Annotated in this window: 17 protein-coding genes; 12 read left to right on the plus strand and 5 right to left on the minus strand. The window is 44.8% G+C overall.

What is annotated here, in order from left to right:
- Nucleotides 1-144: 144 nt before the first annotated feature.
- On the minus strand, nucleotides 145-3,285 hold the full coding sequence (locus AC438_RS05755; protein ID WP_053980296.1) for a response regulator: 3,141 nt from the start codon (nucleotides 3,283-3,285) through the stop codon (nucleotides 145-147).
- Nucleotides 3,286-3,647: 362 nt separating this feature from the next.
- On the opposite strand from AC438_RS05755, the gene cysM reads away from it, so the two are divergent.
- The 11 genes from cysM (at nucleotide 3,648) to AC438_RS05810 (ending at nucleotide 16,556) form a co-directional block, all read left to right on the plus strand.
- Nucleotides 3,648-4,559, plus strand: coding sequence for a cysteine synthase CysM (gene cysM / locus AC438_RS05760; RefSeq protein ID WP_053980333.1), 912 nt, complete (start codon nucleotides 3,648-3,650; stop codon nucleotides 4,557-4,559).
- Between the two features lie 419 nt (nucleotides 4,560-4,978).
- A complete protein-coding gene (relA, locus tag AC438_RS05765; RefSeq protein WP_053980297.1) occupies nucleotides 4,979-7,231 on the plus strand; it encodes a GTP diphosphokinase in 2,253 nt (750 codons plus the stop codon).
- 103 nt (nucleotides 7,232-7,334) lie between these two features.
- Entirely contained in the window at nucleotides 7,335-8,144 is an 810-nt protein-coding gene (gene mazG / locus AC438_RS05770; protein WP_053980334.1) for a nucleoside triphosphate pyrophosphohydrolase, read from the plus strand.
- Nucleotides 8,145-8,302: 158 nt separating this feature from the next.
- Nucleotides 8,303-8,944: an adenylate kinase gene (adk, locus tag AC438_RS05775; protein WP_053980298.1), complete on the plus strand. Its 642-nt coding sequence runs from the start codon at nucleotides 8,303-8,305 to the stop codon at nucleotides 8,942-8,944.
- 308 nt (nucleotides 8,945-9,252) lie between these two features.
- The gene (locus AC438_RS05780) at nucleotides 9,253-10,119 is read left to right on the plus strand and encodes a hypothetical protein (protein WP_053980299.1); all 867 of its coding nucleotides are present in this window, start codon (nucleotides 9,253-9,255) and stop codon (nucleotides 10,117-10,119) included.
- Between the two features lie 152 nt (nucleotides 10,120-10,271).
- Nucleotides 10,272-11,018 (plus strand): tRNA (adenosine(37)-N6)-threonylcarbamoyltransferase complex dimerization subunit type 1 TsaB, encoded by a 747-nt coding sequence (gene tsaB / locus AC438_RS05785; RefSeq protein ID WP_053980300.1) that lies wholly within the window; start codon nucleotides 10,272-10,274, stop codon nucleotides 11,016-11,018.
- Between the two features lie 32 nt (nucleotides 11,019-11,050).
- Nucleotides 11,051-11,848, plus strand: coding sequence for an undecaprenyl-diphosphate phosphatase (locus AC438_RS05790; RefSeq protein ID WP_053980301.1), 798 nt, complete (start codon nucleotides 11,051-11,053; stop codon nucleotides 11,846-11,848).
- 68 nt (nucleotides 11,849-11,916) lie between these two features.
- The gene (locus AC438_RS05795) at nucleotides 11,917-13,206 is read left to right on the plus strand and encodes a M18 family aminopeptidase (RefSeq protein ID WP_274377606.1); all 1,290 of its coding nucleotides are present in this window, start codon (nucleotides 11,917-11,919) and stop codon (nucleotides 13,204-13,206) included.
- A gap of 17 nt (nucleotides 13,207-13,223) precedes the next feature.
- Nucleotides 13,224-14,228, plus strand: a complete 1,005-nt coding sequence (gene trpS, locus AC438_RS05800; protein WP_053980302.1) for a tryptophan--tRNA ligase — start codon at nucleotides 13,224-13,226, stop codon at nucleotides 14,226-14,228.
- A 259-nt stretch (nucleotides 14,229-14,487) separates the two neighbouring features.
- The gene (locus AC438_RS05805; protein ID WP_053980303.1) at nucleotides 14,488-14,787 is read left to right on the plus strand and encodes an STAS domain-containing protein; all 300 of its coding nucleotides are present in this window, start codon (nucleotides 14,488-14,490) and stop codon (nucleotides 14,785-14,787) included.
- A gap of 17 nt (nucleotides 14,788-14,804) precedes the next feature.
- Nucleotides 14,805-16,556 carry a SpoIIE family protein phosphatase gene (locus AC438_RS05810; protein ID WP_053980304.1) on the plus strand — a complete coding sequence of 584 codons (1,752 nt, stop codon included), beginning with the start codon at nucleotides 14,805-14,807 and terminating at the stop codon, nucleotides 16,554-16,556.
- Between the two features lie 5 nt (nucleotides 16,557-16,561).
- On the opposite strand, the gene bioA is transcribed toward AC438_RS05810, so the two are convergent.
- Together bioA and AC438_RS05820 are read right to left on the minus strand one after the other, a co-directional pair.
- Nucleotides 16,562-17,878 (minus strand): adenosylmethionine--8-amino-7-oxononanoate transaminase, encoded by a 1,317-nt coding sequence (gene bioA, locus AC438_RS05815; protein ID WP_082353993.1) that lies wholly within the window; start codon nucleotides 17,876-17,878, stop codon nucleotides 16,562-16,564.
- Nucleotides 17,879-18,030: 152 nt separating this feature from the next.
- A complete protein-coding gene (locus AC438_RS05820; RefSeq protein WP_053980306.1) occupies nucleotides 18,031-18,795 on the minus strand; it encodes a PilZ domain-containing protein in 765 nt (254 codons plus the stop codon).
- A 329-nt stretch (nucleotides 18,796-19,124) separates the two neighbouring features.
- Between AC438_RS05820 and ttcA the strand changes: the two genes are divergently transcribed.
- Entirely contained in the window at nucleotides 19,125-19,961 is an 837-nt protein-coding gene (ttcA, locus tag AC438_RS05825) for a tRNA 2-thiocytidine(32) synthetase TtcA (RefSeq protein ID WP_053980336.1), read from the plus strand.
- 126 nt (nucleotides 19,962-20,087) lie between these two features.
- On the opposite strand, the gene AC438_RS05830 is transcribed toward ttcA, so the two are convergent.
- Together AC438_RS05830 and AC438_RS05835 are read right to left on the minus strand one after the other, a co-directional pair.
- Complete coding sequence (locus AC438_RS05830) at nucleotides 20,088-20,816, minus strand: UDP-2,3-diacylglucosamine diphosphatase (RefSeq protein WP_053980307.1); 729 nt, start codon at nucleotides 20,814-20,816, stop codon at nucleotides 20,088-20,090.
- A 2-nt stretch (nucleotides 20,817-20,818) separates the two neighbouring features.
- The gene (locus AC438_RS05835; RefSeq protein WP_053980308.1) at nucleotides 20,819-21,310 is read right to left on the minus strand and encodes a peptidylprolyl isomerase; all 492 of its coding nucleotides are present in this window, start codon (nucleotides 21,308-21,310) and stop codon (nucleotides 20,819-20,821) included.
- Nucleotides 21,311-21,410: the final 100 nt, after the last annotated feature.

The following is a 21,410-nucleotide window of genomic DNA, read 5'->3' on the forward strand; positions in this document are numbered from 1 at the left end:
GTGTAGGGTCAGGTTGCATCATCGGAGCGCTGGTTAAAAAAACGTCATGTCTCGCTAGCCCTTATGCGGTAAGGGCTAGGTTGAGTTATCCACACCTTTTTAAGGTTTGTGTGTATGCTAAATGTGGATGGTTTTAGTGTTGTTTTATATCTGGGTGTCATCAAATAGTGAATCCAAATCGACGCTGTCTTTAAATTCGAGTGCCTTTTGTATTGCAGCGATGAGTATAGTGATAGTTGCTTTTTGCTCATGCGTGAGACCGCTATTGAACGATTGTAAGGCATCATCAGCCAATGCAGAGCTGCGTCTAACTTCCATGAGACCTGTATAAGCGCTACCCCCACGCAGCTTATGAATCACCTCTGACAATGCCACACTGTCGTTGCTGTTCATCGCGACCTTAATTTTTTTATGAGTGGTGGGCAGCTCCTCTAGCAGCATAATGAGCATATCTTTTGCGAGCGAGTAATTGTTTTTCGTTAGATCGAGGCTTTCTTTTAGGCTAAAAACCTTTGCGCTAGGCGCTGGCTCTGCAGCGGCATGCTCACCCACCGTTGTTATTGTCGGCGTCATGGTATACGCAGCGGTAGTACTTGGGTGGCCAGCAGTGGAGTGACGACTTGCGGTGTGGGCTGTGTGTCTGTGCTCGGTTTCGGTTATCGTCTCTTCCGGCGTGGCTTCTTTTGTCATGGCTTCGTCTTTTTTGAGTCCCCCCTCTTTGGTGTCATGAGTAATCGATGCGACAGTGACTGATTTAGTACGAGCTTGTTGAGACTTAGTAGCAAGGGTATGCTCATATGACGATGTGTTTTTGTTGCACCGAGAGTGTGTGTCATCCACGTCAAAATCACAGGGTTCCAGCGCGATGGCATTTGAGGCTTGTCCTGGTGGAGGGCTCATAGGGGCGCTGTGGTGTACATGCTGCCCCCAGCGTTTTAATGCGTTAAAGAGATCATCATCAGTGACGGGTTTGGTGAGGTAGTCGTCCATACCTGCGACTAAAATACGACTGCGTTGCTCGGGCATAGCGTTGGCCGTGAGGGCGATAATAGGGGTGCGTTTTTCGCTCCCTTCGATTTGGCGAATGGTACGCGTGGCTTCTAGACCATCAACATTGGGCATTTGTACATCCATGAAAATAATATCGGGTGCATGCGTTTTAAATTCATGAATCGCTTGCTGTCCGTTTTCGGCTGTTATAAGTGTGTGATTGGGTGAGGCTAAAAACGCGCACACTAATTTGCGATTAGCGGGGTTGTCATCAGCAATTAATATGGTGAGTGGTTGTGATGCTGTTTGAGAGCTGGGCTCACTAGGCAGACCTGATACTTGCTGCATTAACTGAATGACAGCGCTGTTTAGAAGGGGGCGGGTTAAAAAGTGGATCGAGTTCCAATCGCTGTGCTTTTCGAGCTGCCTGCGAATATTAGACGGTGCAATAATCGCAATGTGCAAATTCGGTGTTTCAAGTAGCGCAGTCACATGCTGCGCGAGCGTATCAATATTAAATCGTCGACCGTCTGTAATACAGTCAATAATCGCCAAGTTGATATTGTTGCGCTTAATTAAGCGGGTATAAACATCGGCCTTCGGTGGCTGGCTGCGGTGCTCAGCATTGGACATTAAATAAAAGCTGGGAATACCCCATTGATTGAGTTGTTCGGTAATTTCTTGGCGTCCCCAAGGGTTATTGTCACAGATAAGTGCTTTTATGGTGCGATTATTAAAGGGTAAGGCTAAATCGTAGCTGTTTTCTGTTTCGCCGAGCTCTACGGTAAATACAAAGCTCAAAATTTCTTCACCTTCTTCTATTTCAATAGCACCTTGCATGCGCTCTGTTAAGGCCCTAGCAATGGTCAATCCAATACCCGGCGCATCGCCAATTGATAAATGACTGTTTTGTTTGAGGGCGGTTTGCAACTGTTGTTTATTTTGCGGTGAAATAGGCGTAGTGGGGTTTTTGATAATAAAACGCAGCACCCATTTACTATCATTTTTTTGTTTGACTCGGCTTTCTATAATAAGGTTGCCATTGGGTGCTAAAGCAATCACACACTGGATAAGATTATTGATGACCTGCTTTAAGCGCAACGGGTCACCAAGTAGTGTGGTTGGTAATTTGGGATCGATAAGCTGTATGAGTTTTAAATGACTTTCGTTAGCGCTAGGGGCATAAATTTGCAACACTTCGCTAATCAGATTGCGAATATTGACAGGTTTATATTCAAAAGACATAGAGTCTGACTCTAAGCGTGAGTAATCGACAATATCGTTGATGACGGTGAGCAATCCTTGAGCAGATTGTTCAATAGTTGCAAGATAATCTTTTTGCTGATCGTTAAGTGATGTTTTGAGTAAGAGGTGGGTAAACCCTAAAATTCCGTTCAGCGGGGTACGAATTTCGTGGCTGGTATTGGCGAGTAATTCAGATTTGTTTTCAGAGATTTTAAGTGCATTTTTGCGGGCTAAATCTAGTTCAATATTTTGTATTTCAACGGTTTCTAGTGATTCACGGAGCTCTCTAGTAGCTTGATCGGTATAGCTTTGGATACCCTCTTTTAAGCCTTTATTAATTTCAAGTAGTTGTTGTGAGTGGTGAATCAAATCTGCATATAACGAGGATGTGGGCGGCGTAAGTTCTTGGAGGAAGTTACCGTCAGTCGCGCTTTTGAGTTCGGCAGCTAGTGTATTGAGTGGGTCGATTAGTTGATGGTAGCTGCGTAATGCCAAATACGTAATAAAAAGCCCCATCAGCAAAGCAATTAATAGTCCCCAAAAAAGCATTTGTGTCAAAAGTAGTGCTTTAGGGGTGTTATTAGTACTTGTCACTAACCAATAGCTTTGTTGATTGACGACATCAATCTTGATGGCTGAGTAAGTATGTTTATTGTGGGTTTTTTTCTGATTGTGCTGAGTTATCCATGCGAAGTTTTGCATATCATGAGGTAAGCCGGCATGACTGATGAGATTTTTTTGTTCATCCAGTAAGCTCAGGCTATCGAATAAGCCCATATGCAAAATAATGTTGGCATATGATTGGAAATTTTCTTGTGAGCGGGTGTTGAGTTTAAATACAGTGGTATTGGGTCCAGGTTCTAGTTGCAGTTGTTCGAAATAACTGAGTAAAAATTGATTGTTAGCATAGGTTAAATGTTGTGCGTACGAATTATGCAAAAAGGCCGAGACACTAATACATAACGCACAAGTGACTAATATAGGACTAATGAAGAGTCGTAAAATTTTCTTTTTAGGGGAATCCCATTTGGCTATTTGGGTCAAGGTCACTCCATGCTCCTTAAAAAGGCATAATGCTCAATGAGGGTTAGTATTGTAATAATGAAATGTTGGCTGTCATTAGGGCGCTATTCTATCGCATTATGGTTTTTGAGGTGACGCTGCTGTACTTGCGAGTGAGTGTTCCTTTCTTAAACGTTTCGTGCATTGTAGAATGCGCGGTTTAAATAGAAAAGGCGCCATTAATACTCTGCATAGGGTTGATGCACTGTACACAGAGGCAGCTTTCTTTTTATGATTCCTTTTATTGAGTGGCTTTGTCCGAGTCATCCATTAGCCGTGTGGTAATTTTTATGAATGAAATAACAAAAAAAGCGCAAACAGACGATGGTATTGACAAGCGTAAGTCCCCCATAGAGTTTGCCACCATAGATCAATATATTGGCCAAACGCCACTGGTGCGCTTGCAACGGCTCAACCCTAATGCCAGCAATACGCTCTTGGTGAAGTTAGAGGGAAACAATCCAGCTGGCTCTGTAAAAGATCGTGCGGCTTACTCGATGATTTCACGTGCACAGGCTCGTGGTGATATTTGCCCTGGCGATACTTTAATTGAGGCGACCAGTGGTAATACCGGCATAGCGTTAGCGATGGTTGCTGCGATTAAAGGCTATAAAATCATCCTCATTATGCCAGCTAATAGCACCGAAGAGCGCAAGGCATCGATGGCAGCATACGGCGCTGAGCTTATTTTAGTGAGTAAAGAGCAGGGTATGGAAGGCGCGCGTGATCTGGCTTTGGCCATGCAGGCTCGTGGCGAAGGCAAGGTGCTTAATCAGTTTGCAAATAATGACAATCCTATGGCACATTACACAGGAACTGGGCCTGAAATTTGGCGGCAAACTCACGGTACCGTGACTCATTTTGTCAGCTCGATGGGCACAACCGGTACGATTGTGGGAACCTCTCGTTACTTGAAGGAACAAAACCCTCAAATACAAATCATTGGCTTGCAGCCTGAGGACGGTGCAGCTATTCCTGGTATTCGGAAGTGGCCAAAAGCATATTTACCGTCTATTTTTGAGGATAAAAATATTGATCGCGTCGTCTCAATGGGGCAGCAACAAGCAGAGCGTACGACGTTAGATTTAGCTCGGCGTGAGGGAATATTTTGTGGTATTTCCTCGGGTGGTTCAGTGGCCGCGGCTATTGATTTAAGCCGTACAGTCAATAATGCGGTGATTGTTGCGATTGTCTGTGATCGTGGCGATCGGTATTTATCTTCGGGCTTATTTAATGCCCCTTCGTCGAGCGAGCAAAAATAAAGCGGCTGATACAAGTGTGGGCATCTCTAGTGCTGGCTCCTCTCTAGTACTAGGTGAGTTGCGTGACTAGCTTTTTATGACGAGAATATAGGGAGGCTCTCAAAGCCTAGAGGATCATTAGTATTGAGCCGCTGTCAGAATTCAATTCGGTAGTGGGATATAATAAATCTGTTAAGCATTGCTGAATCCCATTGTATGAGGGAACACTAGCTCTGAGTGTATTTGCGACTAATATGTGCCCTTTTGGGGTTTCGTTGGTGAGGGCATCGTTGATCATAGGCAAGCATTGCTTGATTACTGTTGTGTTATCTCGTTGGTTGTGATTGTAAGCGCATTCGGCAGTAGCGTCGCAATGCTATTGGTCGCTGCTCGGTTTTTGGGCAGTTCTTTATTCTGTGTTGATTAGGTTTGAGTTTTCAATGGTTCAAGTGAGAGAGGATAGACCCGCACTAGAAGACGGTTCATTAAATGTTGAGGCTTGGGTTGACCGAATCGTTGCCTTGGCTGAGCTAGATGTTAGTTATCGCGAAGTAGTGGCCAATGCTTGTTTGCTAGCGCAAAAGTTAGAAAACCAACCCGGTGATAAGCTGACAGGTTGGGGCGAAGGGTACAGTGCTTTTAGTGCCGGTTTAGAAATGGCAGAGATTTTAGCTGAAATGCAGCTTGATCATGAAACACTCGCTGCTGCTATTTTATACCGAAGTATTCGCGAAAATAAAATCAGTCTTGATGCAATAGCACAGCCGTTTGGTCCTGTTGTCAGCCGTTTAATTGATGGCGTGAGGAAAATGGCGGCCATTAGCAGCTTATCAAATAAAAGTGGCGATAAGGTATTTGGCAAAAATTCGACAGAGCATGCCGACAATGTTCGCAAAATGTTAGTCGCCATGGTCGATGATGTACGTGTTGCTTTAATTAAGTTGGCCGAGCGTACCAGTGCTATTCGAGCGGTGAAAACTGCACCCATTGAAAAGCGGCAGCGTGTTGCCCGGGAAGTTGCGGATATTTATGCGCCTTTGTCTCATCGTTTAGGTATTGGGCATATTAAATGGGAGCTCGAGGACGTCTCTTTTCGTTATCTACAGCCTTATGATTATAAATATATTGCCAAACTACTCGATGAACGCCGTTTAGATCGCCAAACCTATATCGATAGCGTGTTGGTGATTTTGCAGCGTGCTTTAGAGTCCGAAGGTATTCGTATTGCCGATATGGATGGGCGCGCAAAACATATTTACAGTATTTGGCGAAAAATGCGCCGCAAAGACATTGGGTTTTCTGAGGTGTACGATATTCGAGCGGTTCGCATACTGGTGGATACCGAGCAGGACTGCTATCGCGCTTTAGGTATTGTGCACTCGCTCTGGCATAATATTCCTAGTGAGTTTGATGATTATATCGCTAACCCCAAAGAAAATGGCTATCGCTCTTTGCATACCGCTGTTAAAGGCCCTGCAAATCAGGTTTTAGAGGTGCAAATTCGTACCGAAAAAATGCACGAAGAAGCAGAATTTGGTGTATGCGCACACTGGCGCTATAAAAATTCGGATAAAGATGACGGCACAGCTGGCTACGAGCAAAAAATTGCTTGGTTGCGTGAAGTGCTTGATTGGCACGATGAAGTCGGGGGTGTTGGCCTTGATGACAGTTTGCCAATGGGGATTGAGCAGGATCGTATTTATGTGTTTACCCCTGAGGGGCATGTGATCGATCTTCCTGAAAATGCAACGCCACTTGATTTTGCTTTTCGTATTCACTCTGATGTGGGTATTCATTGTAAGGGAGCAAAAATTAATGGCCGTATAGTTCCGCTGAATCGGGCATTAAGGAATGCTGACCAGGTTGAAATACTCACAGGTAATCGCGAAGCCCCGAGCCGTGATTGGCTCAATAGTTCGTCGGGTTACATTACAACATCGCGTGCGCGCAGTCGCTTGCAGGCTTGGTTTCGCGAGCAAGATCGCGAGCAAAATATTGATCATGGGCGCGCATCGTTAGATCGTGAATTTTTACGTCTAGCGGTTGATAATATCGATTACGAAAAGCTGGCGCGTAAACTCAACTTACAAACACTCGATGATTTATATGCAGCCGTGGGTACGGGTGATTTGACGGTTGATCGAGTCCTTCAAGCAGCCCAAAGGCTTTTTGCTCCTGAAAATCACTCGCAATTAGCCACACCTATGGTCGGCAAGGCAACACGCGAAGATACTTTTGATGGAGGAGATGTTTATATTAATGGCGTCGGTAACTTGCTGTCTTATATTGCACAGTGTTGCAAGCCTATTCCTGGCGACCGTATATCAGGTTACATTACGCAAGGGCGTGGCGTTTCGATTCATCGACAAGATTGCAGTAATATTTTTCAGCATAGCCAAGAAGAGCCTCAGCGGATTATTGAAGTTGATTGGGCTGAAAAACCCGAGCAAATGTATGCAGTCGAAATTTTAGTTGAAGCATTTGATCGGCATGGTTTACTGCGTGATATCACATCACTTTTGGATCGTGAGCGTATAAACGTCAGTGAAATGCGTACGTTCTCGGATAAGCAGCGTAATACCGTAGAAATGCGGCTTAAGATTGATGTGGCAAGTTTTACCTTGTTGAGTCGATTGTTGGCAAGATTAAGCCATATGCCCAATGTCACGTCGGTGCGCCGCCAGCAATCTTAAAAGATGCAATGAGATCGACTCACAGCGCAGACGGATGGTATGAAAGTCTTTGAAGGCCCGCAGCATTGTGGGCTTTTTTATTGATGCCAATAGGAGCTATTTTATGAACTCGACATATTCATTAGAGGATTTACGCTATTTGATGCAGCGCTTGCGCGATAAAGAAACAGGTTGTCCGTGGGATATTCAGCAGGATTTTCGCTCGATCACGGCCTCTACGATAGAAGAGGCCTATGAGGTAGTTGATGCCATCGAGTACGGCAGCAAAGAAGATGTCAAAGAAGAGTTGGGTGATTTGTTATTTCAAATAATTTTCTATAACCAATTAGCAGAAGAGGAAGGTAGCTTTGGTTTAGAGGATATTATTCACGCACTCACGGCCAAGTTAATCCGGCGTCACCCGCATGTATTTCCCCAAGGCAATTTAAACGCGAAGCGCACTACAGCATTAACTGAGGATGATATTAAAGCTCAATGGGAGGCAATTAAAGCGCAAGAGCGCCAGCAGAAAAAAAAGCCGTCCTTACTCGATGATATTCCCGTCGGTTTACCTGCCATTACTCGCGCGGTGAAACTGCAAAAGCGCGCGACGGCCGTGAATTTAGATTGGCCGTCAGCTTGGGCGGTCTTTGATAAAGTGGATGAGGAAATCACCGAGCTTAAAGAGGCGGTAGCAGCACAAGATGCGTGCGCTATTGAACAAGAGCTAGGTGATGTGCTGTTTAGTGTGGTGAATTTGGCAAGGCATTTAAAGGTGCAGCCCGAAGGCGCATTACGCGCAGCAAATAAAAAATTCAGTGTCAGGGTTGAAGGTGTGCATGCGTTGGCGAAACAAAAAGATATTGACTTGCTGCAAGCCTCAGCCAAAGTGTTAGATGATTTATGGCGGCAGGTGAAAGCAAGTAATCTCTAGGGTGACATTAATTGGCCCCTTTCAGCGGCCTAAGTGGCGCGTTGCTTGAGAATCCTTTGCTCGGAGTGTATCTTACGCGCCATTAACAGCCCTTAGTTAGCGTCACACGAATTAAGGGGAATATTTACCCATTGCGGGTTTTACTTGAGGAGATACTCATGCGGATCATTTTATTGGGCGCACCTGGTGCAGGCAAAGGTACGCAGGCGAAGTTTATTATGGAGGAGTTTTCGATTCCTCAAATCTCAACGGGCGACATGTTGCGCGCAGCGATTAAAGCTGGCACTCCATTAGGGCTTGAGGTTAAAGGTGTAATGGATAGCGGCGGTTTAGTTTCTGACGACTTGATTATTAATCTTGTTAAGGAGCGTATTTGCCAAGATGATTGTAAAAACGGTTTTATGCTTGACGGCTTTCCGCGCACCATTCCTCAAGCTGAGGCGTTGCAATCGGCAGGGGTTGAGATTGACCATGTCTTAGAAATCCATGTGGACGATGAAGAAATTGTTTCTCGCTTGAGTGGGCGTCGCGTGCATGAGGCATCGGGTCGGATTTATCATATCCAATATAATCCGCCTAAAACAGAGGGTGTCGATGATGAAACCGGTGAGACGCTTGTGCAGCGCAAAGATGATACCGAAGAAACCGTACGCAAACGCTTAGGGGTTTATCATGATCAAACGGAACCCCTCATCGCGTTTTATCAAGCCCTTAAAAGCGATAAATTGGCGTACACAAAAATTGAGGGTGTTGGTGAATTAAATGAAATTAAAGCCAATGTAATTGCCGCGCTAAAGTAATTTAGGTGCCGTTTATGGGTTTTTAAAAGCAGGCGAAGGCCTGCTTTTTTTATGTTTGTGATTTTTGATAGGGTTTGTGAAATATTAAATAGAGGGGTAATCAATTATTGTTTTATCTTTTAATGGCTATAAATATGGCCGAATAACTTCATAAAGACTAAAAAAATGATAATTAATCCCTTAAATAGTAAAAAGGACGTGCAAATATTCATTTTTTAAAATAATATTCGCGCAGTGTGCCTTGTGTTTGAAATTTTCTGCTATGGTTTCGAAGAGGTACACCCTATTTCGAGAGAGGAGAAATAATAATGGCGAATGTAGCAAAAAAACGTGGTCGCCCTGCTAAAGCAGCAGCGACTAAAACAGCCCCTAAAAAAATGGCTGGAAAAAAAGCTGGCCGCCCAGCAAAAGCGGCAGCAGCAACAGTCAATCCTGTTGTAGCAAAAGCAGAAGCAACAATCGTTAAAATTGAAGCTTCTATTGAAAAGACAGCAGCAAAACTTGCTGACTTACGTGTTAAAGCGGTTGCGGCTGCAGAAAAAGCAGCAAAAACCAAAACCGCAGCGGCAAAACGCACAGCCGCTAATGCAAAAGCAAAAGTTGCTCCACTCGCTGAGACCGCAAAAGAGTTACGTGTAACCTTAGCAGCAGCGAAACAAGAGTTAACAGTTGCTAAGCGCATGGCAAAGCTTGACGAAGTGAAAGCTGCAGAAGATGCTCGCGTAGAAGCGTTAGAGGCAAAGCTTGCCGCTGCCGCTGACGCAGATTTAGCCAAAGCTGTTGCCGCCTTTACGAAAAAGTGGAACGCTGTACGTGCAGCGGCTAATGCGAAAAAAGTTAAAATGGCTAGCGCAAAAGCAAAAGCAAAAATTGCTGCTGCGACTAAAGCTGCTGGCGCCAAGGTTAAGCCTGCATCAAAAGCTAAGCCGGTTGCAAAAACGGCAGCAAAGCCTGGCCCTAAAGCCGGTGCAAAACGCGGCCCTAAACCTGCGACTAAAGTTGCCTCTGCAACACCCGCTAAGCGTCGTGGTCGTCCTGCTAAAGCTGCAACAGTTAAACCTGCTGCTACGGGTTCAGTCACTAAACGTCGCGGTCGTCCACCTAAAGCTGCTGTCGCACCTGTGAGTGCACCGGTAGAAGCGACTACAACTGTAGAAGCCTCAAGCGCAGAGTAATTCTGATTGGTGTTATTTAAGGCCCGCCATACGGCGGGCTTTTTTGTGCCTGTCATTTTTAGCAGGTACAATGCGGCCTTTTTATCAGTAAGCAACCCATAAAGTGTTGTTGTGCTAAGCACAGTTTTAACTATGACTATTTAGGAGGCTTAATGTCTACAATCCTTGCTTTTGAGGCCAGTGGTGAACAATGCTCAGTCTCATTGAGTGTGAATCATAAGACACAGACTTTAGTCAGTCACCAGCCGCGTGCGCATGCAACGCATTTGCTACCCTTTACCGAACAATTACTGGCTGAGCATCAATATACTTTAAGCGATGTTGATGCTATTGCATGCGCGACGGGACCGGGTTCATTTACGGGTTTGCGCATTGCTTTAAGTGTCGCTCAAGGCTTGGCTTATGCCAGCGATAAGCCAGTGATCTCGGTCAATTCGTTAGCCGCGATGACCGTGCCGTTAAAAGAAAGTCAAGCCGCACTCGTATTACCTTTAGTCGATGCCCGTATGGATGAGGTGTATTGGGGAGCTTATGGTCTTGATGGTCAATCACGTATTGAGCAAAAGGCATTAATGGGAGCGCGAGCAGGTTTTGAAGATGCGTTAAATGCCTTGTTACATAACCTTACTGTCAACGCTTCACAGGTTTTAGCGACGGGACAGGCATGGCACAGTATCGATTATGCAAAAAATGCAGCGCAGGCTTTAGGTATTCGTTTGGCCCCAGAAGATACACGAGATAAGGTCAGCGCAGCGTATGTTGTGAGCTTGGCGCAAGTGGCCTGGGAAAAAGGTGATTATGTATCGCCTCAGGCGGTTGATTTATATTATTGTCGAGATTCTATTGCGTGGAATAAACGCACCCGTATTCGTGAAAGCTCAAGCTTAGTGGGTCATTAATGATGAGATATTATGGCAAGGTAGGATAATGTATGGACTTATTACAAACTTTATTGTTAGCGTTGATACAAGGTATTACAGAATTTTTGCCGATATCAAGTTCGGCGCATTTAATTTTGCCCAGCCAAGTATTGGGTTGGCCTGATCAGGGTTTGGCTTTTGATGTGGCGGTTCACTTAGGCACGTTGATTGCCGTGGTGGTCTATTTTAGGCGTGATATTACGGTGCTTTTAACGGCATGGTGCGGGCAGTTTGCAGGTCGCGTGAGTGATCACAATACGCGCTTAGCATGGTTTATTATTGCCGCGACCATACCTGCCGGGTTAGCGGGGCTATTATTTAAAGATCTAATTGAAGTGTATCTACGCTCGTCTTTAGTCATAGCGCTCACAACGCTAGTTTTTGGTGCACTGTTATGGTTTGCCGATGTTAAAAACCAAGGTGCTAAAACGCTGGCGCAATTTACATTGAAGGCAGCGATTATTATTGGCTGTGCACAGGCGTTAGCCTTAATTCCCGGAACCTCGCGCAGCGGTATTACCATCACCGCAGCCTTGTTATTAGGCTTTTCACGCGAAGATTCAGCACGCTTTTCGTTTTTATTATCGATTCCTATTATTGTATTAAGTGCCGGGTTAATGAGTTTAGACTTGCTGGAGGCTCCCTCGGTAGATTGGCAATCATTAGCGATTGGTACTGTTGTGTCAGGTCTTAGTGCCTATGCCTGCATCTATTACTTTTTGGCTTTTATTAACCGCTTAGGTATGTTGCCGTTTGTGGTGTACCGTTTAATTTTAGGCTGTATATTGCTATTTTTAAGCTTGAGTTAGATGACATGAAAGGCTGCCCGAGTCATTGACTAAAGAGTGACACATAATTTATCGAGGAGACTATTTGAGTGAATACCAAAATAACTGAAAGCTTTAATAATGAGATGTTGGATTTTATATCGCGCTCACCCACTCCGTACCATGCTGTTATCAATGTACGTAAAATGCTAGATGCCGGTGGTTTTGTTGAGTTAAAAGAAGCGCAATCGTGGCAATTACAGCCTAAAGGTCGATATTACATTGTGCGTCGCGATAGCTCATTAATTGCTTTTGTGCAGGGTTCACAGCCTATGGGTGAATCAGGTATACGGATTTTAGGGGCGCACACCGATAGCCCTTGTTTAAAAGTAAAGCCTAATCCTGATATCAATAAGCAAGGCTACCAGCAATTGGGTGTCGCGGTGTATGGTGGCGCTCTGCTTGCACCGTGGTTTGACCGTGACTTATCGCTTGCTGGGCGTGTGAGTGTTATTAATGCCGAGCAACAACTCGAACATCATATTATTGATATACGCCGCCCTATTGCAGTGATTCCCAGCTTGGCAATTCATCTTGATCGTACTGTCAATGAGTCTCGCTCGATTAATCCGCACGAACAAATGCCGCCTTTAGTGTGGCAGTTGGGTGAAGGCGCGCCAGAAAATTTTACAGCTTGGCTTAAAGGGTATATGCAAGCGCAAGGCGTCAATGCCACACAGATTATGGACTTTGACCTGAGCTTTTACGATGTGCAAGCCGGTAGTACGCTAGGGATTAACAATGAATTTATCGCGTGCGCGCGCTTAGATAATTTATTGAGCTGCTTTTTAACGGTGCATAGCTTATTACAAGCAAATAGTGATCGTACAAGTCTGGTTGTACTTAATGACCATGAAGAGGTCGGTAGTGGCTCTACGGCGGGCGCGGCGGGTAATTTTTTAACAGCAACGCTTGATCGTCTAATCACCGATAGCTCCGAGCGGCATCAAGCCGAAGCAAATTCATTAATGATGAGCGTGGATAATGCTCATGGTATCCACCCTAATTTTGCGACTAAACATGATGCTAACCTTGGACCGCAGCTTAATGCAGGCCCAGTATTAAAGTTTGATGTTAACCAAAGTTATGCTTCGCAATCAGATTTGTCTTCGCGGGTTAGGGTGCTGGCTAAACAAGTGGGCGTACCGTTGCAAAGCTTTATGATTCGTGCAGATATGCGTTGCGGCAGTACCATTGGACCTATTACGGCGGCTGCAACTGGCATAGAAACACTGGATATCGGTGTGCCGACTTTTGCGATGCATTCGATTCGTGAGTTGGCCGGCAGTAAAGATTCAGAAGCCTTGGCTAAGTTGCTAACGGCTTTTTTAAATAATTAATTGGTTGAGTAAGTTTTATGAATCAACGTGTTTTAACGGGTATTACGACAACAGGTACACCGCATTTAGGAAATTATGTAGGCGCTATTCGACCGGCTATTGCGGCGAGCCATAGCCCCGGCCAAGATAGCTTTTTCTTTTTGGCTGATTTGCACGCACTGATTAAATGCAGCGAACCCCAAAAAATTAATGATTCCACCCGCGAAATTGCAGCAACCTGGTTAGCATTAGGTTTAGATGTCGATAAAACCGTGTTTTATCGCCAATCGGACGTCCCTGAGATATCAGAGCTTTGCTGGGTACTTAACTGTATGGCTGCAAAAGGATTGATGAATCGCGCGCATGCTTACAAATCGGCTGTTGCTGCAAACCTTGAAGACAAACAAGACCCTGATTTTGGTGTAACCATGGGTTTGTATGGTTATCCTGTATTAATGGCGGCCGATATCTTAATGTTTGGCGCACATAAAGTACCGGTGGGTAAAGATCAAATACAGCATGTTGAAATGGCTCGCGATATTGCACAGCGATTCAATCATCATTTTGGGGAAGTGTTTACCCTGCCCGAGGTTGTTGTTGACGATAAAGTCGCTGTGTTGCAAGGTTTAGATGGCCGTAAGATGAGTAAAAGCTATGGCAATACTATCCCCTTGTTTCTACCTCCTAAAAAGTTACAAAAAAGTATTAATAAAATTAAAACTAACTTGCTTGAGCCTGGCGAACCTAAAGACCCAGAGACTTCAACGGTTTTCCAGATTTGGCAAGCTTTTGCCAGTGAGCAACAAACACAAGATATGCGCACCGCGTTTGCCGATGGCATTGCTTGGGGTGAAGCGAAAAAACAGCTGGGTACGCTAATTAATGAGCAGGTCGCCGAAGCGCGAGATCAGTACGAAGCATTAATGGCAGACCCTGTGCAAATTGAACAAGCGTTACAACAAGGTGCTGAAAAAGCTCGTACCTATAGCCGCAAGTTATTAGCTGAAGTAAAGCATGCGGTGGGTATCAAGCCTTTAATTTAACCAATACTGCCCCTTAATGCACTATTGACGGTTCAATGCGGTTATTTTTGGGGCTCGTCTTTGTCTGCTAATACCCTCTTCAGTTAGGTTAAGGGGGTATTTTTTTGTCTGTAATATTCTTTGGGGCGCTAAATTGGCGCACATGCTTATTCCTGTCTAACCTTAATTAATCAGGCGATCAATATCCTCTCTAAACCTCGGAGTTGGTGAGAGACTTTGCAGTCGCTTACCCTAGTGATTGTTGCGTGTGGAGGTTGATATGCTAGTAGAAGACGGTAAAAATGGTGAGTACTCTATTGTTCTAGATGATGTCTTCGACTTTAAGCGTGTAGAAGAATTTAGAAGTTGCTATGAAGGTATTGATTTGGCGCAGTGTAAAAGTGTGAATATTGACTTTACCTACACGCGTTATATGGATAGCTCGGCACTGGGCATGCTACTGAATGTAAAAAGTTTTTTTAAGGACACTAGCGCCAGTATAAAAATTGTCTCGGTGAATGAGCAAATTAGAAAAATACTGACTATCTCTCGATTTGATCAACGGTTTGTTATTGAATAGTTGGTGGTGCTGAGAGCGTGAAAATATTAATAGCTGATGATCATTCTTATAACCGCGAGTTACTTAATTTTATTTTAGAAGATGAAGGGCACGAATGTATTGATGCTGAAAATGGCAAACTGGCGATAGATGTTTATAGCCGAGATCCTGATATTCAGCTGATATTGATGGACGTCAACATGCCTGTAATGGATGGCATAGAAGCGACTAAAATCATTAAGGCAAAAGCAGCACAGTCAAAAACTTTTGTGACAGTTATCTTTGTGACGGCCTTAGATAATGCCGATGTCCTTGTGCAGTGCCTAGATGCTGGCGGCGATGACTTTGTCCCTAAGCCTATCAATGAAAACATTTTGTTATCTAAGCTCAAAGCACATAGTCGTAATCAAGCTATGTACGATAGTTTAAAAGCTGCCAAAGATGATTTGGAATATCATCAGCGTTTGATGGATAGGGAGCATCGCATTGTTGAGCATATCTTTGCGAACGATGTAGGCTTAAGTGAAACATCTTGTGAAAATGTGGAATCCTATACCTCGCCGGCTTCTTTATTCAATGGTGATTTACTGTTAACAGCTCCGTCACCTGCGGGAGGTGTTTATGTCTTGGTGGGTGACTTTACTGGGCATGGATTATCGGCTGCGGTAGGTTCGTTACCTGTGTCGAGCATTTTTTATGATAGTGCAGCCAAGCAAGAGAGCGTGAGCTATATTGTACGGCTAATGAATACGCGATTAAGGCGTTTATTACCTGATGGAATGTTCTTTTGTGCCGCTTTATTATATCTGGAACCTTTGGGTGAGCGTTTACAGGTATGGGCGGGGGGGATGAATGACATGTTGTGTCGTTGTCCGGATGCTGATCAATTAATGAGGATTGTCTCTCAGCACATGCCTCTCGGTATTATGGAGGACGACGAATTTGATCATAGCCTAGAGCTGTACGAACTACCTGTTCATTCTAAACTGTATATTTACACCGATGGTATTAACGAGGCAAAGGATATTCACGGGAATGAACTAGGGCTTGCACGCGTTGAAGAAACTGTACTGCAAAGTACATGTGTTATTGATGATTTAGTCACACAGGTTCGCCAATTTACTCAGGGCTGTGAGCAGGCAGATGACGTGTCTGTTTTAGCATTAACGTTAGCGCCCGTTAAACACATTGAGAATAAAACAGGCGCTTATATTGATGTGGGTGCCGATTATCGCAACGCTCAGAGTTTTGCATGGGAGCTGGATATGCGGCTCGCGCCCGAAGATTTACGATCTAGCGATATTGTGTTGCAGATCGGAAAATTTTTAGGGACCATTCAAGGTATTGAGCTGCATCAAGATAAAATCTTCACCATTATTAGTGAACTTTATTCAAATGCCTTAGAGCACGGTGTCTTACAGTTGAGCTCTAAACTTAAGTCATCTCCTGATGGCTTTGATGAGTATTATCGTTTGCGTGCGCAACGTCTAAGCCGTTTAAAGTGTGATGCTTTTGTTAAGGTTAAAATGGCGTATATTCGTAGTGAGCAAAGCGCTAAAATGATAGCCGAATCCAGTGTGAATAAACTTTTAATAGTGATTAGCGACAGTGGTAATGGTTTTGATTATGCTTCTCTAGAGGGCTTCAGTAGTCTGGGGCAAGGTGAGGAGAGTTGTCAAGATAACGATAAAAGTCATGGGCGCGGCTTATCATTGTTAAAAACGTTTTGTGAAAGCCTCACCTATAGTGATGGCGGGCGCACAGCAACCGCTGTGTACCCGTTTTATTAGGTGACTTAGGTTTTATTGTGGCGGCTATTGTAGTGGCTATTATGAAATTGGCATGTCTCGAGCATTGCCTGTGAGATAGTGGCTAATTCGTGAGCATTGATACAATAAGGTGGCATGGTATAGAGTAATTTACCAAAAGGCCGCAGCCAAACACCTTGGTCAACAATAAAGGGCTGTATACGCTGCATATCAACGGGCCGCTCTAATTCAATAACTCCGATAGCACCTAGCGTGCGCACATTCTTCACGCCCTCTATTGCTTTAGCTGGGGCTAAGGCCTGAGTCAGTTGTTGCTCGATAGCGGATACCTGTTGGGGCCAATGGTTTTGTTCGAGGAGTGCAATACTCGCGTTGGCCACCGAGCACGCTAAAGGATTCGCCATAAATGTTGGCCCATGCATTAATACGCCACAATCGCTGTCACTGATGCTCTGGGCAATATCATCGGTACACAACGTTGCTGCAAGTGTCATATAGCCGCCGGTGAGGGCTTTACCTAGGCATAAAATATCGGGGGTAATATCGGCATGTTCACAGGCAAACCATTTACCCGTACGGCCAAACCCCGTTGCAATCTCGTCGGCAATCAATAAAACATTGTATTCAACGCACAGCTGTTTAATACCTTGCAGTGTTTGTGGGCTGTAAAAGCGCATACCGCCAGCACCCTGCACAATAGGTTCTAAAATAACAGCGGCTATCTCGTGATGATGTTTTTTTAGTGTGTTTTTGATGTCGCTTAAGTGGATATCAGGATTAAAGGTATTGCCCCATGTTGGTAAGGGAGCAGCGCAAAAATGTTGCTGAGGCAGTTGGGCTGAAAAAAGCGCATGCATGCCATTGTCGGGGTCGCACACGCTCATGGCACCAAACGTATCGCCGTGGTAAGCATGACTAAAGGCTAAAAACTTTTGCTTTTTGGGCTGTTTTTTGGCGAGCCAATATTGCCGCGCCATTTTTAAGGCAACCTCAACACTCACTGACCCCGAGTCGGCTAAAAAGACACGGTTTAGCCCTTCTGGTGTTAAGCGGATAAGGTTTTGAGCCAGTTGAATCGCTGGTTCATGCGTTAAGCCGCCAAACATCACATGCGCCATTGATTCAAGCTGTGTGGTTATCGCCTGATTTAAAGTGGGGTGATTGTAACCATGAATGGTGCTCCACCAAGAGGCCATACCATCAATTAATCGGCGGTCGTCGGCCAGTGTTAATGTACAGCCGCTAGCTGATTTCACTGCGTACAGTGGGTTATCTTTAGAGGTATTGCTATAAGGGTGCCATAGCGTGTTGCGATCGGCTGCGAGTAACGCGGTGTTATCCATGCTAGGTGTCATCATCTTAAGAAAAGGGCGTTAAGCCTAACAGCCACTGACTCTTAGGTGCAATAACAGGTGTGCAGCTTTTATAGGGTGTATCCTAATAGCGTTATTGGCTGACTGAGGTATGCATGATTCGTTATTTTATTCTGGATGTTTTACGCCGTCTCGATTGATTTTTGTGTGAGTGCGGCGAGAATATGCTCTTGACTGGAGGTAAGCTGTTTGAATTTAGCACGTACTCGAGTATGCAAATACGGTTTTTTAATGACTTGCATCGCGAGTACTTCAAGTTCAACGCACAGCTTATCATCGCTATTGAGTTGAATGGCAACCGGAATAGATGACTTACGGCCTTGGTAAGCCATATAAAAGGCATCGCTTTGTTGCAAGTTTCCACGTGCATTAAAGCATATACCGCCTAAGCTGATATTATCGAGATCTCCGTAAATAGGAGGCTCCATCGCGGGTGTACAGCAAATCTCTGCTGTGTTTTCTTTAAAGTGAAAGCGTTTTTGGCGACGGCGGTCATTGCAAAATTGCATGTGATTAATGTGTAACTTAAAATAAGGTCCATCATTGGCTTGCGCTCGCTCAATTAACTCACCTTCAATTTCCCAGTGTCGGTAGCTTCCCGGAGCCTTAATTACCGCATAAACGCGTTTAGGTAATACTAAGTGGTCACTGGGTAGTGCTGGGTGAGGCATATCAATACTGCAGGTATTGTTTTTGGCATGGGTTTTTAATAAAAGACTTTGATAACCTTGGCCATCATGCTCGGCTGTGGTGTACAAAATCAGTGGGGTGCGGCGGCGTCTAGCCTCATTGAGGACCTGCCATTTTTGCGTACTTAGCGATGCCGTAATAGGGTCTTCGCTAATGCTGCTACTTGGAAGCCATTGTAATAAAGATGCTAAACCCATGGGTCACCTCAAATGATATCATTGCGACTGTTTTTTGCCGTTTTGTCGTGTATTAAAGCTATTGGCAACATTCATGCCTATACACTATTTGAGCGACGATGGGCTATGTGACTTCTAGGGTTATTGCAGTTAGGACTAATCACCGTACAATAGCGTTTTTTTTGGAGTGAGTTGTTTTGTCATTTGTTGCCCCCCCTCACGATGCCGCGAAAACTGCGGCTATGGCCGAGCCCCCCATTACCCCAGTCGATGATAGTGTGACCCAAGTACGCCCTCGTGAGAATGGGCAAAGCGGTCCTATCAATTTACCCGAGGAGTCGCCGCTGGAGATGAAAAAACTGCAAAAAAAACTGCGGCGTTTGGTAGGCACTGCAATTACCGATTTTAATATGATCGAAGAAGGGGATCGCGTGATGGCGTGCCTTTCCGGTGGTAAAGACTCTTTTGCGATGCTGGATATTTTGCTGCTCCTTAAAAAGATTGCGCCTGTGAACTTTGACGTAATCGCCGTCAATATGGATCAGAAACAGCCGGGGTTTCCAGCCCATATATTGCCGGAATATCTCGATAGGCTGGGTATTGAGTACCATGTTGTCGAAAAAGACACTTACAGTATTGTAAAATCGGTCATCCCTGAGGGTAAAACCACGTGTGGTTTGTGTTCGCGCTTAAGGCGCGGAACTCTGTATGGTTTTGCTGAGCATATAGGGGCTACCAAAATTGCTTTAGGGCACCACAAAGATGATATTGTCGAAACGCTATTCTTAAATTTATTTCATGGGGGGCGCTTAAAAGCCATGCCGCCTAAGCTACGTGCAGATGATGGCCGCAATATGATTATCAGGCCATTAGCCTATTGTCGCGAATCTGATATCGAGCGCTACGCTAAGCAAAAAGGCTACCCTATTATTCCATGCAATTTATGTGGCTCCCAAGAAAACTTACAACGCCAAAATATTAAGGCGATGCTGCAAGGTTGGGATAAGGAGCACCCAGGGCGCGTGGATACTATTTTTACCGCGTTGCAAAAAGTCTCGCCTTCGCAATTGGCCGATCAAAATATTTTTGATTTCATTAATCTGAGTATTGATCGCACTGTGCCGCTTGCCAATAATCCAAAACATAACGACGGGATGAAGATACATACGGTGACGGTTGTTGATTAAATATTATGGATGCTAATAAGGGAAGGTTGCGAGTGATGAACAAGGCGAAAAAGGCACGCAATACGTATTGAGTGCCTTTTTTGTAGGTTTTTATGCGGGCTCGACTATGGCGTCATCACAGTTGATTTAGCGTGTTAATGTCAACTCTTTGAGCTCAAAGCCATTTTCATCGGCACGTAAGTAGTGAGTATTGTTGTGCCAATCCCCCAGTACCCAGCGACTATGCGGTTTGCCTTTTTCTTCAAATTGATGATGCGCAGGGCGATGGGTATGCCCGTGGATGAGCGTTTTTACGCGATACTCATCCATAATGGTAGCAACCTCAGATAAGGTGACATCCATAATATCTTCGGCTTTCATGGCGTTCATCGATTGACTTTTACTGCGCAAATCGGCTGCCATGGCACGACGCTGATTCAGAGGTAGTGCCAAGACCTGTTGTTGCCACACAGGGTTGCGTACCATTTTGCGGAACTGTTGATATTCCACGTCGGCAGTGCATAAAGTATCGCCATGCATAACCAGTACACGCTTACCGTATAGCTCGATGACAGTTTCATCTTCAAGTAAGGTAAAGCGACAGGCGTTAGCTAAAGCTTCACCGATCATAAAATCGCGATTGCCACGAATAAAAAACACCTCAACGCCACGCTGGCTAATGCTGCTAAGGAGGGTTTTTAGTTGACGGGCAAACGCGTCGTTGTCGTCATCACCAACCCAAGCGTCAAAAAAATCACCTAAGATGTAGAGTTTTTTAGCATCTTGCGCTTCGTTGTTTGAAAAATGTTCAAAAGCGGCGGTAATTTCTGGGCGCTCTGGGCTTAAGTGTAAGTCAGATATAAAGTAAGTAGCCATGTTTATGCGACTGTAACTCGCTCAATAACAACGGCTTCTACAGGCACATCTTGATGCCCGCCTGCACTACCGGTTTTGACTGTTTTAAGTTTTTCGACAATATCCATACCCTTGGTGACTTTACCAAACACAGCATAGCCCCAGCCTTGCGAGTTTTTGCCGCTATGGTTTAAGAAGTCATTATCAGCTACGTTGATAAAAAACTGCGCTGTAGCGCTATGGGGGTCCATAGTGCGCGCCATGGCAATGGTGCCCTTGTTATTCTTAAGGCCGTTATCCGCCTCGTTCTCGATGGTTGCGCGGGTAGTTTTTTGCTGCATATCCTCAGTAAAACCGCCGCCTTGAATCATGAAGTTGTTAATAATACGGTGAAATATAGTCCCGTTGTAAAAACCGTCTTCTGCATATTGCTTGAAGTTGGCTGCCGATTTGGGTGCCTTGTCAAAATCTAGTTCAAGCTCTATATCACCGTAATTGGTGTGCAGTGTAATCATCTCTTGCTCCTGTACGCGAGAATGCAATATGACCAGCCGTGTTTACTCCCTAAAGGTAGTATTTAGCTGGCTAACGTCAAAAGGGCCGCTATAATACGCG

Origin of the sequence: Marinagarivorans algicola (assembly GCF_001292705.1) — a bacterium.
In the GTDB taxonomy this organism is placed as follows: domain Bacteria; phylum Pseudomonadota; class Gammaproteobacteria; order Pseudomonadales; family Cellvibrionaceae; genus Marinagarivorans; species Marinagarivorans algicola.

Excerpts from the sequence above, each read along its gene's own strand:
- relA (WP_053980297.1), top strand. The coding sequence starts at position 4,979 with ATGGTTCAAGTGAGAGAGGATAGACCCGCACTAGAAGACGGTTCATTA.
- mazG (WP_053980334.1), top strand. The coding sequence starts at position 7,335 with ATGAACTCGACATATTCATTAGAGGATTTACGCTATTTGATGCAGCGC.
- adk (WP_053980298.1), top strand. The coding sequence starts at position 8,303 with ATGCGGATCATTTTATTGGGCGCACCTGGTGCAGGCAAAGGTACGCAG.
- AC438_RS05780 (WP_053980299.1), top strand. The coding sequence starts at position 9,253 with ATGGCGAATGTAGCAAAAAAACGTGGTCGCCCTGCTAAAGCAGCAGCG.
- tsaB (WP_053980300.1), top strand. The coding sequence starts at position 10,272 with ATGTCTACAATCCTTGCTTTTGAGGCCAGTGGTGAACAATGCTCAGTC.
- AC438_RS05790 (WP_053980301.1), top strand. The coding sequence starts at position 11,051 with ATGGACTTATTACAAACTTTATTGTTAGCGTTGATACAAGGTATTACA.
- trpS (WP_053980302.1), top strand. The coding sequence starts at position 13,224 with ATGAATCAACGTGTTTTAACGGGTATTACGACAACAGGTACACCGCAT.
- AC438_RS05805 (WP_053980303.1), top strand. The coding sequence starts at position 14,488 with ATGCTAGTAGAAGACGGTAAAAATGGTGAGTACTCTATTGTTCTAGAT.
- bioA (WP_082353993.1), bottom strand. The coding sequence starts at position 17,878 with ATGGATAACACCGCGTTACTCGCAGCCGATCGCAACACGCTATGGCAC.
- AC438_RS05820 (WP_053980306.1), bottom strand. The coding sequence starts at position 18,795 with ATGGGTTTAGCATCTTTATTACAATGGCTTCCAAGTAGCAGCATTAGC.
- ttcA (WP_053980336.1), top strand. The coding sequence starts at position 19,125 with ATGAAAAAACTGCAAAAAAAACTGCGGCGTTTGGTAGGCACTGCAATT.
- AC438_RS05830 (WP_053980307.1), bottom strand. The coding sequence starts at position 20,816 with ATGGCTACTTACTTTATATCTGACTTACACTTAAGCCCAGAGCGCCCA.
- AC438_RS05835 (WP_053980308.1), bottom strand. The coding sequence starts at position 21,310 with ATGATTACACTGCACACCAATTACGGTGATATAGAGCTTGAACTAGAT.